The organism is Mangrovicoccus algicola (assembly GCF_014903745.1).
GTDB lineage: Bacteria > Pseudomonadota > Alphaproteobacteria > Rhodobacterales > Rhodobacteraceae > Mangrovicoccus > Mangrovicoccus algicola.
The window spans coordinates 1-13,819 of sequence record NZ_JACVXA010000091.1; the positions used below are offsets into that span (position 1 = coordinate 1).

Here is a 13,819-nt window from a genome sequence, read left to right on the forward strand (position 1 = left end):
AGCGCGGGCGACAGCGCGATGGGCCGCGCCGCGCTCTGCGCCAGCGCCGTCTCGGCCGGGGCGGCGGCCTCCACCTGCCCCGCCTGCGCCAGCAGCGCCTGGCCCTGCGCCCCCAGCAGGAAATCCAGGAGCGCCTCCCCCGCCGCGGGGGCGGCCGCCCCGGCGGGGATCATGTAGCCGCGCGACAGGAACAGCGTGTAATCGCCCGGCATCACCACCCCCACATTCGCCGGGGCCGCCGCCTCCACGTAGGAGCCCAGCACGTTATAGGCGATCAGGTAGCGCCCGGCGGCGACATCGCGGATCAGCTCGGCCGAACAGCAGGTCGCCACCCCGCCGGTGCGGGCGAAGGATTCCATCAGCCCGCCGAAGGTCGTGGCCTCCAGGCTGTCGGCATAGGCGAAGAGATAGCCCAGCCCCGAGGCCTCGATGTCATAGGTCGCGATGCGCCCGCGATAGCGCGCGGGCCGGGCGCGCATCAGGTCCAGCAGGTCGAACCGGTCGGCGGGCACCTCGGCGGCGGGCACCAGGTCGCGATTGTAGATGATGACCGCCGGTTCGCGCGTCAGCCCCCACAGCTGGTCGCGCCAGCGCAGATCGGCAGGCAGCGCCGCGGTCGCCGCCGACCGGTGGCTGCGGGCGCAGGCGCGGTTGACCAGGCCCACCATGTGCTGGACCGCCGAGGACCAGACCGCATCCGCCCCCCGCCCCGCCGCGCAATCCGCCCGCGACAGCGCGTCCAGCGCGTTGGACCCCCATTGCTCGTAGCGCAGCGACAGGTCCGGGCGCCCCGCCAGGAAGGCCTCCAGCACGGGGCGGATCACCGCGGCATCGGTGGTCGATCGCAGCACCATCCGCGTGGCGCCGCTGCCCAGCTCGCGCACCGCCTCCTGGGCCGGCGCGGGCAGGGCCGCGAGGCAGCCGGCCAGCAGCAGCGCCAGCCGCCTCATGCCGCCGCCTCCGCCGGGGCCGGTCCCGGCGCGGCAGGCAGCACCAGCGCGATGCGGAACCCCGCCCCGCCGGTCTGGGTCGCGATCCGCCCGCCGAAGGCCGCCGCCACCGCGCGCACGATCGACAGGCCCAGCCCGGAACTCTGCCCGCCCGAGGCGGCGGCGCGCTCGAACCGCTCGCCCAGCCGCTCCATCAGCCCTTCGGGCGGGCCGCCGCCCGCATCCTCGACCCACAGCCGCGCCTCCCCCGCCGCCAAGTCGGCGCCGATCCGGACCGGCGCGCGGCCATGGCGCAGCGCATTGGCCAGCAGGTTCTTGGCCGCCTCCTGCAGCGAGAAGGCATCGGCCATGACCCAGACCGGGCTGTCGCCGATCACCAGCCCGACCTCCGCCCCCGGCGCCAGCAATTCGTGGTCGCGCGCATCGATCACGTCCAGCGCCACGTCGCGCAGATCGACCCTCTCGCGCGTCACCGCCTCGCCGCGATGGATCACCAGCGCCCGCGACAGCATCTGGTCCAGCAGCCCGCCCAGCGACCGGGTCCGCACCAGCAGGCGTTCGGCCGCCGCGCGGGCCCGCGCCGGGTCGGGTTCCTCCAGCGCCATCTCCGCCTGCACCCGGATCGCCGCCACCGGCGTGCGCAGCTGGTGCGCCGTGTCCGAGATCAGCCCGCGCATCGCCCCTAGCTGCCGGTCCAGCCGCGCCATGAACCGGTTCATCGCCGTCAGCACCGCCGCCATCTCGGCCGGCAGCCCGGCGGGATCGACCGGCGTCAGGTCATGCGGATCGCGCCCGGCCAGGTCCCCCGCCAGCGCCGCCAGCGGGCGCATCGCGCGGCGGATCACCACCAGCGCGATCAGCAGAAGCATCCCCCCCGCCGCAGCGCTGGCCAGCAGCGCGCCGCGGCTCAGCTCCAGCGCCATCGCGTTGCGCGCCCGCAGCGTCTGGCCGACCGTCACCGTCACCGCGCCCGAGAAGTCCCGCTCGGCGAAACGCCGCGTGACCTCGACATAGCGCGCGGGCTCGCCCTGCATGCGGTCGTCGAAGAATACCGGCCCCGGCCCGCGGGCGCGCCCCCGCGGATGCGGCACCTCCGCCATCCCGGTCAGCAGCGCCCGCCCCGGCCCGCGGATCGCATAGGCGACGCGGTCCTGCGGCGCCTGCCCCAGCAGCTCGAAGGCGGAAACCGGCAGCACGGCCACCGGCAGGCCCTGCTGGATCGTCACCGTCTCGGCGATGTCGCTGGCCGCCCCCAGGAGCAGCCGGTCATAGGCCTCGCGCGCCGCCGCGCGGCCATTGGCCCAGGAGACCAGCGCCAGGAGGATGCCGCCCACCGCCATCAGCGACAGGACGGCCCCCGTCACGCGGCCCTGCAGGCTCTGCGGTTCAGCCATCCAGCCCGATCCGGTAGCCCAGCCCGCGCTGCGTGGTGATCGCCACCGCCGATCCCGCCAGCCGCTTGCGCAGCCGCGCGACATACAGCTCGATCGCGTTCAGCCCGACATCGGCATCCTCGAAGGTGAACAGCTGGCCATACAGCCGCTCCTTGCTGTGCACCTGGCCGGGATGGCGCATCAGCGCCCCCAGAAGCACCGCCTCGCGCCGGGTCAGCGCCAGCCGCGCGCCGTCCAGTTCCGCATCCAGCGTCGCGGGCGAGAACCGCAGCGGTCCCAGCACCAGCTCGCCCGACTTGCGCTCCGCCTCGCGGCGCACCACCGCGCGCAGACGCGCCTCCAGCTCGCGCTGGTCGAAGGGCTTGACCAGGTAGTCGTCGGCGCCCAGATCCAGCGCCCCCACCCGGTCCTCCACCGCGACATTGGCCGTCAGCATCAGCACCGGCACGCGCTCGCCGCGCGCGCGCAGCCCGCGCAGCAGATCGGTGCCCGACCCGTCGGGCAGGTTCACGTCCAGGATGATCGCGTCATAGCCCTGCACCGCCAGGAAATCCGCGGCCTCCGCCACGCCGCCGGCCAGGTCGCAGGCCACGCCCGACCGGCCCAGCCGCGCGGCGACCGCCTCGGCCAGGTCGGCCGCATCCTCCACCATCAGCACGCGCATCCCCGGCGGTCCTTCCATGGCTGAACAGGTTTTTCACAAGTGACAGGTTCACGACAGGTTCGCCCCTTAGTGACCGCATACCGGGTATGGCGCAACTGCAAAGCGCCCGCCCCGGACCGGAGCGGGCCGAGGAACCCGTCCCGTCGCAAGAGTTCGGAGGAGGACATCATGACACTCGCAAACCTGCGCCTCTCGGCCGCCGCGCTGCTGATCGGCGCCGCCGTCGCGCTGCCCGCATCCGCGGATTTCGCCCCCCAGAATCCCGAATGCATCGCCCCGGCCAATCCCGGCGGCGGCTGGGACTTCACCTGCCGCCAGGTCGGCAAGGAACTGCAGGACCTGGGCCTGATCTCCAAGACCATGCAGGTCGTCAACCTCGCCGGCGGCGGCGGCGGCGTGGCCTTCGCCGAGGTGGTGAACAAGCGCAATGACAGCGACGACCTGATCGTCGCCGCCTCCTCCTCCACCGCCACGCGGCTGGCCCAGGGCGCCTATCCCGGCAACACGCTGGAACAGGTGCGCTGGCTGGCCTCGATCGGCGCCGATTACGGCGTGATCGCGGTGTCGAAGGACAGCGAGATCGAGACCCTGCCCCAGCTTCTGGACATGATCGCCGAGGATCCCCGCTCGGTCTCGGTCGCGGGCGGCTCCGCGGTCGGCGGCTGGGATCACCTCAAGGTGCTGATCGCCGCCAATGCCCATGGCATCGAGGATGTCCGGCAAGTCAAGTACGTGGCCTTCGACGGCGGCGGCGAGGCGGTGACCCAGCTTCTGGCCGGGTCGGTCCAGGCCTTCACCGGCGACCTCTCCGAGGCCAAGGGCTTCGTCGACTCGGGCGACATCCGCGTGATCGCGGTGCTGGCGCCGGAACGGCTGGACGGCGAATTCGCCGATTTCCCCACCGCGCGCGAGCAGGGCGTGGATGCGCTCGGCGCCAATTGGCGCGGCTTCTACGGGCCGGGCGGCATGTCGGACGAGGCCTATGACGGCTGGGTCGACATGATCAACACGCTCTACGCCTCCGAGGAATGGAAGGCCATCATGGAAACCAACGGCCTGGCGCCGCTGGACCTGTCGGGCGACGAGTTCCAGGCCTTCGTGGCCGACAGCGTCGCCCAGATCCAGTCGATCTCGCGCGAGATCGGCATCATCAAGTAGGCGCGCTCTCCCTCCCTCCCTGCCTGCTTGATCGGGGGGCGGTCCCATCCCGGCCGCCCCCCTCCCCATCCCAGCCACTGCACAGGAGATCTCCCATGAGTGATCGCATCTTCGGCGTGTTCGGCGTCCTTCTGGCCATCGGCTTCGCCATAGCAGCGCTGCAGATCGAGGAAAGCTTCCTCTCCGATGCCGTCGGCCCGAAGGCCTTTCCGCTCATCATCGCCGCCATCCTGGGGCTCAGCTCGGCCGTGATCGCGCTGAAACCCGATGCCGCGCCGCATTGGCCGTCGCTGGCGCGGCTGGCCGAACTGGCCGCCGCGGCGGTCGTCATGCTGCTTTACGCCCGCCTCCTGCCGGAGCTGGGCTTCGTCTTCGCCACCGCGCTGGCCGCCGCCTACCTGTCCTGGCGGCTGGGCAATGCGGTCCTGATGGCCATCGCCACGGGCATCGGCACCTCGGTGGGCATCTACGTGATCTTCCATCTCGTGCTGGGCCTGTCGCTGGCGCGCGGCCCGTTCGGCTTCTGAGGAGACCCCGATGGACATCCTATCCAGCCTGGCCGACGGCTTCGGCGTCGCGCTGACCTTCCAGAACCTGGGCCTGGCGCTCCTGGGCTGCTTTCTGGGCACGATCATGGGCGCGCTGCCCGGGCTCGGCCCGTCCAACGGCGTGGCGATCCTGATCCCGCTGGCCTTCACCCTGGGGCTGGGCCCCACGCCCTCGCTGATCCTGCTGACCTCCGTCTATTACGGGGCGATGTATGGCGGGCGGATCTCCTCGATCCTGCTCAACATCCCCGGCGACGAACCGGCGATGATGACCTGCCTCGACGGGCATCCGATGGCGAAGAAGGGACTGGCCGGCGAGGCGCTCAGCCTGTCGGGCATCGCCTCCTTCGTCGGTGCCTTCATCGCCACCTGGGGGCTGATCCTGCTGGCGCCGCAGCTGGTCAAGATCGCGCTGCTGTTCGGCCCGGCGGAGTATTTCGCGCTCTTCGCGCTGGCCTTCATGACGCTGGGCGGGGTCAGTTCGACCAACCAGGCGAAATCCGCCTTCGCCGCCATGCTGGGCCTCGGCCTCGCCATGATCGGCGTCGACACCCAGACCGGCGTGCCGCGCTTCACCTTCGGCGAGGTCCATCTCTATGACGGGCTCGACTTCCTCGTCGCCATCGTCGGGCTCTTCGCGCTCTCCGAGGTCTTCATCTTCCTGGAGGAACGCCACGGCAATTCCGACGCCAAGGGCAAGTCGCTGATCATCGGCCGGCTGACGCCGCCCTGGGCGATGGTGAAGGCCTGCACCCCCACGATGCTGCGCACCTCGGTGCTGGGCTTCGTCGCGGGCGTGCTGCCGGGTGCGGGCGCCTCGCTGGGCTCCTTCATCAGCTACTCGATGGAGAAACGCCTGGTCGACAAGGCCGGCACTTTCGGCACCGGCGATCCGCGCGGCGTCGCCGCCCCCGAGGCCGGCAACAACGCGGCCGCGGGCGGCGCGCTGGTGCCGATGCTGGCGCTCGGCGTGCCGGGCTCGGGCACCACGGCGGTGCTGCTGGCGGTGCTCCTGTCGCTGAACATCACCCCCGGCCCGCTCCTCTTCGCCAACAATCCCGACGTGGTCTGGGGGCTGATCGCGGCGCTCTTCATCGCCAATTTCATGCTGCTGGCGATGAACATCCCGATGGTGGGGCTCTTCACCCGGGTGCTGATGGTCCCGCCCAAGGTGCTGATGCCGATCGTGGCGATGGTCAGCTTCGTGGGGATCTACGGCATCTCGGGCTCCACCTTCGACCTCTACGTGATGGTGGCCTTCGGGGTCGCGGGCTGGCTCCTGCGCAAGCTCGACATCCCGCTGGTGCCGGTGATCCTCGGCACGCTGCTGGGCAATGCGATGGAAAACAACCTGCGCCGCGCCATCACCATCGATGACGGCAACTGGTGGACGCTGATCGACAGCCCGCTGGCCATCGGGCTCTGGGCGGTCGCCATCGTGGGCTTCGTGCTGCCGCTGATCGTCGGCGCGCGGATCAAGGCCCGCATGCGCCGCCGCGACGAGGAAGGCGCCATCGCCGACTGACGCCACGGAACAGGCGGGACCGGCCCTGCGGCCCCCGTGCCCCCGGCCCCGCCCCGCGCCCCCCGGAGACCAGCCCTCCGGGGGGCGTTGGTTTCCGCCCCGCCCTAGAGCCGGATGCGATAGCGGAAGAACCCGCCCGCGGCCTCGCCCACAGGCTCGATCGCCACGCCGGTCACCGCCTCGGCGAAATCCTGTCCGCCGGGGCCGGTATCGAAGACCACGCTGGTGCCCTCCATCGGCACGAAGGACCAGTTGCCGTCCGCCTCGGGGCTGACCGTGCCCTGTTCGACGATATAGCGCACGATCACGTCGCGATTGGTGTCGGGCCCCTCGAAGACGATGTTCTCCGGCACCGCGCCGGGAAAGCTGCCGCCGCCCGAGGCGCGGTAATTGTTGGTCGCCACGATGAAGACCTGCTCCGGCGCCACCGGCTTGCCCCCGAAGCTCAGATCGACGATCCGATGCGCCTCCGGCGCCGCGACCGCGCCCTCCTCGTCATAGCGCGCAGGCTGGCTCAGATCGATGCGATAGCTGACCCCGTCGATCACGTCGAAATTGTAGCTGCGGAAATCCGGATCCAGCAGCGGCGCATCCTGCGACCCCGGCGCCACCTGCAGGAAGGCCCCGGCACTGCGTTCCAGCCATTCGCGCAGCGTGGCCCCGTCGATCTTCACCGCCCGCACCGTGTTGGGATACAGGTACAGATCCGCCACGTCCTTGATCGCGACATCGCCGGGCGCGACATCGGTGTAGTAATCCGGACCGCCGCGGCCGCCGGCCTTGAACGGCGCCGCCGCCGACAGGATCGGCAGGCCCTCCCATTCGGTGCCCGCCATCATCTGCGCGATGTACCATTCCTGCGCCTGCGACACGATCTGCACCGACGGGTCATCCGCGACCAGCGCGAAATAGGAATAAAGCGGCGCATCCGTCCGGCCCACGGGGCGGCGGATATAGGCCAGCGTCTCCTCATGCGCAGCCTCCGCCGCCACCAGGACCGCCGGGTCGCTCTCCACCTGGGCCGTGATGCTGCGATCCTCGCCGCGCAGATAGATCGGCCGCGCCTCGCATTCGGCCCCGGCAATGCGCCAGCCATCGGCGCCGCGTTCCAGCAGCAGGTCGACCAGGCCCATATGCGAGCCCCAGAACCCGGCCATCACCGCGGGCTTGCCATGGATGCGCCCCGCGGCGGCATCCACGGCCTCGTAGCCCTCGTAATCCGGCCCCGGCAGGACCTGGTGGCTGTGCCCGGTGAAGATCACGTCGATCCCCTCCACCGCCGCCAGCGGCACGGCGGCATTCTCCATCCCCGGCTCATGCGCGGCCGGGCCGATCCCCGAATGGCACAGCGCCACGACGATATCCGCGCCCTCGGCCTTCATCACCGGCACCCAGGCTTCCGCCGCCTCGACGATGTCGCGCGTCTCCACCTGCCCTTCCAGGTGGTGGCGGTCCCATTGCAGGATCTGCGGCGGCACGAAGCCGATCACGCCGATGCGGATCGGATGCGCCTCCCCTGCCCCGTCGGTGATCTGCCGGTCCAGGATCACGTAGGGCGGCAGCAGCGTCTCGTCCTGATCGGGCGTCGCGCCCATGGCCGTGACCACATTGGCCGAAACCACCGGGCAGCCCGCCCCTGCCAGCGCCGCCTTCAGGAAGGGCAGCCCGTAATTGAATTCGTGGTTGCCCAGCGTCGAGGCCTCGACGCCGAGCGCGTTGAACGCGTCGATCACCGGATGGGTCTGGCCGTCCTGCATGCCGCGCTCATAGGCGATGTAATCGCCCATCGGGTTGCCCTGCAGGAAATCGCCATTGTCCAGCAGGATCGAATTGCCCGCCTCCGCGCGGATATCCCCGATCAGCGCCGCCGTGCGCGCCAGGCCCACCGTGTCCGTTTCCTTGTCCGCGTAGTAGTCATAGGGGAAGACATGGACATGGATATCCGTCGTCTCCATCAGACGCAGATGCGCCTGGTTCGCCGCGGCGCGGGCGGCGAAGGGATGCAGCGCGATCAGCGCGCCGGTGGAGGACAGGAAGGTTCGGCGGGACAGGCGCATCAGCGGCTCCTCTGGCAGGTGACGGCCCGGCCGCGCGGCGCGGACCTGCCGCACCCTCCCCCCGTTGCCCTCCCTTGTCCAGCCTGCATCGGCAGCTCCAGAACAAAACGGGAACGTGTGCCGGGGCACCTAGCGTTTCAGCGCCTTGTCGAAGAACCGCGCCAGCGTCGCCGCCATCTCCTCCAGGAAGGCCGGGCGGTCGAAATCCGGGGCGTCCTGGCAGGACATGGCCCAGTAGGACGGCATCGCCGCCTGCATCCCTGCGTAGCAGGGCTGGGAAAAGGACGCATGGGCCGCCCCCTCGACCTGGTGGACATCCGCGGCCATGGGCAGGCCCGCGGCGATCAGGGCGCCGTTGGTATTGTGCGGGGCGCGCAGGTCCAGCCCGCCCGACCAGATCTGCACCGGCGCCTCCACCGCCGCCAGGTCCAGCGGTCCGAAGGCGAATCCCAGGATCGGCGCGACCACCGCGATGGCGCCGATCCGGCCATCCCCGGCCGCGGCCTCCAGCCCCGGCTCGATCTCCGCGGGCTTGACCCCGTCCAGCATCCCCGCGCGGCAGGCATATTCGCGCGGATTGCCCGCGCAGAAGGATTTGGCCAGGTCCAGATCCGGCAGGCCGCCGCCCGCCACCAGCGCGCCATAGCCGCCGGTGCCGAAGCCCAGCACGCCGATCCGCCCGGCATCCACCCCCCCCGCCCCGGGCCAGGGCCCGGTCAGGTAATCGATCGTCGCGCTCAGATCGGCGGGGCGCGTCACCAGCCATTGCGCCGGCACGGCATGATCGTCGCCGCGCGTATCGCCGGGATGTTCGGGCACCGCCACGATGAAGCCCGCATCGGCCAGCGCGGCGGCGGTATCGGCATGGTTGCCCATCCAGCTGCCCTGCCCGTGGCTCAGCACGATCAGCGGGTGGCGGCCCTCCGCCAGGGGCGCATCCACGGCCAGCGCGCGCCCGAAAAGCGGCGGCGGCGTCTCCTGCGGGTCGCGGGCGGGCGGGTACCACAGGCCGATGCGCATCGGCGCCTCGTCCAGGCCGCGCGCCACCGGCACCTGCGCCACCTCGAACCCCGCCGCGCAGGCCAGGCCCGGCACCAGGAGGAAGACGGCAAGGAATCGGGGGTCTGGACGTGACGGCATGGGACTCGGACGGTTTCTGCCTGCGCTCGCTAGCAGGTTCTTAACATTTGGTAAACGTCCCCGGCGCCTCTCGGGAGAGATCGCCGGGAGGGCCGGGTTTCGCGGCGAAACCGGCTGGCTCACGCGGGCCCCAGCAGCCGTGCCAGCTCGTCCATCGCCCGTTCCAGCAATTCGGCATCCACATGGCGCCCCTCGAAGCGGATATAGTATCCCTTGGCATCCGAATGGCGGCGCAGGGTCACGCCGTTCTCCAGGTGCCGGACGCCGAATCCGTCCTCCTTGGGCCGGGCCGGACGGGCCGCCTTGGGGCGGCCGCCGCGGCGCGGGTCGCGGGTCTGGGACTCGGCCTCCTGGCACCAGGGCTCCAGCGCCGCCCATTCCTCCTCCGGGCTCGCCGCCCCGCCCTGCCCCGCCGCCTGGCGCAGCTGCGGGCCCAGACCGGCGCGCAGCGCCGTCGCCAGGCGCAGCCCGCCCCGCTCGCTCAGCGCCTCGGGGAAGACCAGCAGGTCGCCCAGCTCCTCATGGACCAGCGCGAAGGACCGGATCTTGGACCGCTTGGCCTTGGAGGCGGCGTGGAACAGCCCGTCGACGGCATCCTCGACCCGCTCGAAGGCGCCGTGGCTGACCGCCAGCACCGCCACCCGGCCGCGTTCATAGGGGCTCAGATCGGCGCGGATCTCGTTCTCCTCGACCATCGCCAGATAGGCCCGCGCCGCCGAGCCGGGGGCCGAGACGATGGCCTTGATCCGGGCGAAGGCCGGGTCGCGGGTCTCGGCCTCCAGCGCCCGCACGGCCGCCAGCCGCCGGAACCCCGACAAGAGCCCGAAGCGGGCGCCCGAGGCATCCGGCTCGGACAGCTCGAACACCTCCACCGGCAGGCGCAGCCCGCTGGCGCGGATCGAGGCCTTCAGCTCGGCCATCTCCTCGGGGTCCAGCTGCATCCGGTCGCGGGTCAGCTCGTCGGCGACGATCTCGCGGGTGGGCAGGCTCATCAGCACCCGGCCCTCGGCCTCGGCGCTGCGGAAGCTGTCGGCATCGCGGCGGTCGCGGGCGCGCTCGGCGCGTTCCTCGGGGCTGGCCGTCTCGGTCCGGGCCGCGGCATCGGCGGCGACCTGGGCGATGGGCGGCATCATGCCGGGGCCGCGCGCGGCGGCGGGCGCGGCGGGTTTCGCCGCGAAACCGGCCTCCAGCTCGGAGAGTTCGGCGGCCGAAGGTGCGGTCAGTCGGGTGCGTTTCGCCATGTGCTAATCCTCCGTCACTCGGCCGCGCGGGCCATCTGCGCATCGCGCCACCACGATCCGATCAGGATCTCCTTCAGCTCGGCATAGGTCCGGTCGAAGGCCTCGCGGCCGCGCACATAGGTCTCGCGATTGAACTGCCGGTAATCGGCCTCGTAGATGCCGTTCACCTGTTCGCCCGCCTGGCCGACCAGCGCGGTGAATTCCTGGCGATGGGCATTCATGAAATCGCCGAAATAGGCCTGGATCACATTGGCCAGATCGGCCTGCTGGCCGGTATCGAAGCGGGTGATCAGCGTGCGCACCACGTCCCATTCGAATTTCACCTCGTCGAGCCCGGCGGCGCGGCGCGCCGAGTTCTCGCCATCCTCGATCGAGGCGAAGGTGGAATAGAGCATGTCGAAGAAGCGGCCCGTGGAATCGAATTCCAGGAAGGACGCCCCCAGCGGCACCAGCAGGATATCGGCCGCCGCCAGCGCGTTGATCGTCAGATATCCCAGCGCCGGCGGGGTATCGAGCATGACGATGTCGTACTGGTCGAGAATGCCGTCATCGGCCAGGAAATTCCCCAGCGCATCCCAGAGCGGCCATTGCCGCAGCCCCATGCGCCAGACCGGGATCTGGAATTCGGCCCAGTAGAGGTTCAGCTGCGCGCCGATCACGTCGATATTGGGCCAGTGCGTCGGCTGGATCACGTCGGAGGCCTTGGTCTCCAGCGCCGCGCTGAGCGTCTCGTCGAGGGGCAGGGGGGGCTCGCCATTGGCGGCGCGCACGGTGTTTTCCTGGGCCACGGCGCGGGCATAGTCGCGCGCCACCAGCGGGAAGACGGTCTTCCATTCATCCGGCACCTCGCCGCCCATGATCGAGGTCATCGAGCCCTGGCTGTCGAGGTCGATCACCAGCACCCGGTAGCCGTCCAGCGCCGCGGACATGGCCAGATGCGCCGCGGTCGAGGTCTTGCCGACGCCGCCCTTGAAATTCGCCACCGCCACGACCTTGGCGGGCAGCCCCTTGGGGCGGTAGGGCAGGTAATCCTTGGTCCCGGCCTCGGCCAGATGGGCGCGCAGGCGAAGCACCTCCTCCAGGGTGAACCAGCGCGATCCGCCGATGCCTTCCCCCTGGGGAAGGTCGGGATTGTTCTTCAGCACGCGCCGCAGATGGGCGGGCGCCACGGGGATCAGGTAGCGCGTGACCTCCCAGCTGGAGAATTTCCGCAGCCTCTTCTTGCCGTCGGGAGCATAGCCGCGCCGGGCGAGGTCGTCGCGGCCGCGCGCGGCGAAGGCGGCAGCCTTGGCGAATCGGGACGTGTCCGTCGGATGGGGAAGCTTGGCCGCCGCGGCCTCGGGGTCCAGCCCCAGATAGGGCGGGGGCGGGAGATCGGGTTTCTTTGCCATCTGCTCGTCTGCCTCGGGGATGTGCGCCGTTTCGCGCGATTTGCGGCGAATATCGCACATGGAGGCTGACAAGGGAAACCTTGCTTTGGTCCGGCCCCGTATCCGGGCACCTGAGGCACGGGGCGGAAAAATCACCGGGTCTGTCCGGGCGTTTTCCGGGCCCTCAGCGTGTGCCACGGTGCATCTTGCTGACGGGATTCGGAAAATTCCACCCGGTTCCGGCGCAAAGGTTTCGCGCTGTGCCGATGGGGGGGAGGTTTCGCGGCGAAATCCCCCCGAAAGCTTTCGTGCAGGTCAGGTCAAACTGTAGGATCTTTGATCTAATTTAGAGTCTTTGGCGCCGGAAAATGGCGTTTTTTCAAGGGGCAGGCCCAGATTCGGTGCCCGGATACGGGGGCAAGGGTATCCGTCTTCGGGAGGAAGGGCGCCCGGATGCGGGGGCAGGGGTGCCGATTCCCGGTTCCGGGGGTATCCGCCTGCGGGAGCGTGCGAATAAGGGGGCGCGATCGCCCTGCGGGGGCGCCGAAACGCGCTGAGGCACCCGTTTGCGGGAGCAGCGGAGGCCGTTGGGGGACCCGTTTGCGGTGCGCCTCCGGGCGCGGAGGTGCCCGTTTGCAGGAGCCGGTTCCGGCGACGCGGCGGCGTCCCGCAGACGGGTACCTGAGGAACCGCTTGGTCCGGGTGCCTCTCTGGGCTAATCTGCCTCCAAGAGCAGAAGACTCGCGAGCAGACCATGGCACAGGCACAGGGCGCGCCGGACAGCATCAGGCTGACCGGACATCTACGACGGGATTCGGTGAAGAAGAACGTGGCGGCGATCCACGTTTCGGGAAAGCTGACGCTGTTGCAGCGCAAGCTGTCCAACGTGCTTCTGCTGAATGCCTATGACACGCTGACCACGGCGCAGACCCACCGGATCGACGCCAAGACGCTGTGCCTGATGATCGGCTACAACTCCAATGACATGGACACGCTGAAGGCGTCGCTGCGCGGCCTGGCGGAGACGGTGGCCGAATGGGACATGCTGGCCGAGGATGGCGAGCATGAATGGGGGGTCTCGGCGCTTCTGTCCTATGCCAAGCTGAAGGGCGGGGTCTGCGAATACGCCTATTCGCCGGCGCTTGCGGCCAAGCTGCACGATCCCAAGGTCTTCGCGCTGATCAACCTGAACATCCAGAAGCGGTTCACCTCGGGCCATGCGCTGGCGCTGTACGAGAACTGCTATCGCTTCGTGCGGACGGGATCGACGGGCTGGTGGCCGCTGGACCTGTTCCGCCGCCTGATGGGCGTCGATGGCAGCGCCTATTACGAGGTCTACAAGCAGCTCAATGCCAAGATCATCAAGCCCGCCGTGGCCGAGGTCAACCGCAGCTCGAACATCCTGGTGGAGCCCGAGGTGCGCAAGCAGGGCCGCACCATCACCGATATCCGGTTCCTGATCCGCGAGAACCCGCAGCTGGCGATGCTGGATATCGACGATGGCGAGGGGCTGCGCCAGGGCGGGGTCTATGCGCGGCTGCGGGACCTGGGGATCCAGGACCGGCTGGCGCGGCAATGGATCGCCGAACATGGCGAGGATTACGTCGCCGAGCGGCTGGATTTCGTCGCGGGGCAGGGGGGCGTGAAAAGCCCGGTGCGCTATCTGTCGGCGGCGATCCGCGGCGGCTTCGGCGGGCGCGGCACGGCTCTGCCGGCCCCCGATGCGGCCCCGGATCCGGCCACCGAGGCGGCCGGGCTGCGCGCCGTGGCCG

11 protein-coding genes are annotated in these 13,819 nt (G+C 70.3%); 4 read left to right on the top strand and 7 right to left on the bottom strand.

The genetic code is table 11. From position 1 onward, the window contains the following. From ICN82_RS19525 to ICN82_RS19535, 3 genes are all read right to left on the bottom strand, one after another. A partial coding sequence (locus tag ICN82_RS19525; RefSeq protein WP_193186476.1) for an ABC transporter substrate-binding protein occupies positions 1-950 on the bottom strand: 950 nt, incomplete at its 3' end. Beyond that, the gene (locus ICN82_RS19530) at positions 947-2,344 is read right to left on the bottom strand and encodes a sensor histidine kinase (protein WP_193186479.1); all 1,398 of its coding nucleotides are present in this window, start codon (positions 2,342-2,344) and stop codon (positions 947-949) included. The genes ICN82_RS19525 and ICN82_RS19530, both read right to left, overlap by 4 nt. Next, a complete protein-coding gene (locus ICN82_RS19535; RefSeq protein WP_193186482.1) occupies positions 2,337-3,008 on the bottom strand; it encodes a response regulator transcription factor in 672 nt (223 codons plus the stop codon). Before ICN82_RS19535 ends, ICN82_RS19530 begins: the two co-directional genes overlap by 8 nt. A gap of 168 nt (positions 3,009-3,176) precedes the next feature. Here ICN82_RS19535 and ICN82_RS19540 point away from each other — a divergent pair, with 168 nt between their 5' ends. The 3 genes from ICN82_RS19540 (at position 3,177) to ICN82_RS19550 (ending at position 6,239) form a co-directional block, all read left to right on the top strand. Next, on the top strand, positions 3,177-4,166 hold the full coding sequence (locus ICN82_RS19540; RefSeq protein WP_193186485.1) for a Bug family tripartite tricarboxylate transporter substrate binding protein: 990 nt from the start codon (positions 3,177-3,179) through the stop codon (positions 4,164-4,166). Between the two features lie 95 nt (positions 4,167-4,261). Then, positions 4,262-4,693 (top strand): tripartite tricarboxylate transporter TctB family protein, encoded by a 432-nt coding sequence (locus ICN82_RS19545; RefSeq protein ID WP_193186488.1) that lies wholly within the window; start codon positions 4,262-4,264, stop codon positions 4,691-4,693. 10 nt (positions 4,694-4,703) lie between these two features. Further along, the gene (locus ICN82_RS19550) at positions 4,704-6,239 is read left to right on the top strand and encodes a tripartite tricarboxylate transporter permease (RefSeq protein ID WP_193186491.1); all 1,536 of its coding nucleotides are present in this window, start codon (positions 4,704-4,706) and stop codon (positions 6,237-6,239) included. A gap of 104 nt (positions 6,240-6,343) precedes the next feature. Here the strand turns inward: ICN82_RS19550 and ICN82_RS19555 are convergent, their stop codons facing one another. The 4 genes from ICN82_RS19555 to ICN82_RS19570 all read right to left on the bottom strand — a co-directional run bounded on the left by ICN82_RS19555 (position 6,344) and on the right by ICN82_RS19570 (position 12,068). Then, positions 6,344-8,296, bottom strand: a complete 1,953-nt coding sequence (locus ICN82_RS19555) for a bifunctional 2',3'-cyclic-nucleotide 2'-phosphodiesterase/3'-nucleotidase (RefSeq protein WP_193186494.1) — start codon at positions 8,294-8,296, stop codon at positions 6,344-6,346. 129 nt (positions 8,297-8,425) lie between these two features. Beyond that, entirely contained in the window at positions 8,426-9,436 is a 1,011-nt protein-coding gene (locus tag ICN82_RS19560; RefSeq protein WP_193186497.1) for an alpha/beta hydrolase family protein, read from the bottom strand. A gap of 119 nt (positions 9,437-9,555) precedes the next feature. After that, on the bottom strand, positions 9,556-10,677 hold the full coding sequence (locus ICN82_RS19565; protein ID WP_193186500.1) for a ParB/RepB/Spo0J family partition protein: 1,122 nt from the start codon (positions 10,675-10,677) through the stop codon (positions 9,556-9,558). A gap of 14 nt (positions 10,678-10,691) precedes the next feature. Next, complete coding sequence (locus ICN82_RS19570; protein WP_193186503.1) at positions 10,692-12,068, bottom strand: AAA family ATPase; 1,377 nt, start codon at positions 12,066-12,068, stop codon at positions 10,692-10,694. Between the two features lie 733 nt (positions 12,069-12,801). Here ICN82_RS19570 and ICN82_RS19575 point away from each other — a divergent pair. Then, positions 12,802-13,819 (top strand): replication initiation protein (locus tag ICN82_RS19575; RefSeq protein ID WP_193186506.1); only part of this gene is annotated, 1,018 nt, incomplete at its 3' end.

Coding starts and splice junctions, on each gene's coding strand:
- ICN82_RS19530 (WP_193186479.1), bottom strand. CDS start 2,344: ATGGCTGAACCGCAGAGCCTGCAGGGCCGCGTGACGGGGGCCGTCCTG.
- ICN82_RS19535 (WP_193186482.1), bottom strand. CDS start 3,008: ATGCGCGTGCTGATGGTGGAGGATGCGGCCGACCTGGCCGAGGCGGTC.
- ICN82_RS19540 (WP_193186485.1), top strand. CDS start 3,177: ATGACACTCGCAAACCTGCGCCTCTCGGCCGCCGCGCTGCTGATCGGC.
- ICN82_RS19545 (WP_193186488.1), top strand. CDS start 4,262: ATGAGTGATCGCATCTTCGGCGTGTTCGGCGTCCTTCTGGCCATCGGC.
- ICN82_RS19550 (WP_193186491.1), top strand. CDS start 4,704: ATGGACATCCTATCCAGCCTGGCCGACGGCTTCGGCGTCGCGCTGACC.
- ICN82_RS19555 (WP_193186494.1), bottom strand. CDS start 8,296: ATGCGCCTGTCCCGCCGAACCTTCCTGTCCTCCACCGGCGCGCTGATC.
- ICN82_RS19560 (WP_193186497.1), bottom strand. CDS start 9,436: ATGCCGTCACGTCCAGACCCCCGATTCCTTGCCGTCTTCCTCCTGGTG.
- ICN82_RS19565 (WP_193186500.1), bottom strand. CDS start 10,677: ATGGCGAAACGCACCCGACTGACCGCACCTTCGGCCGCCGAACTCTCC.
- ICN82_RS19570 (WP_193186503.1), bottom strand. CDS start 12,068: ATGGCAAAGAAACCCGATCTCCCGCCCCCGCCCTATCTGGGGCTGGAC.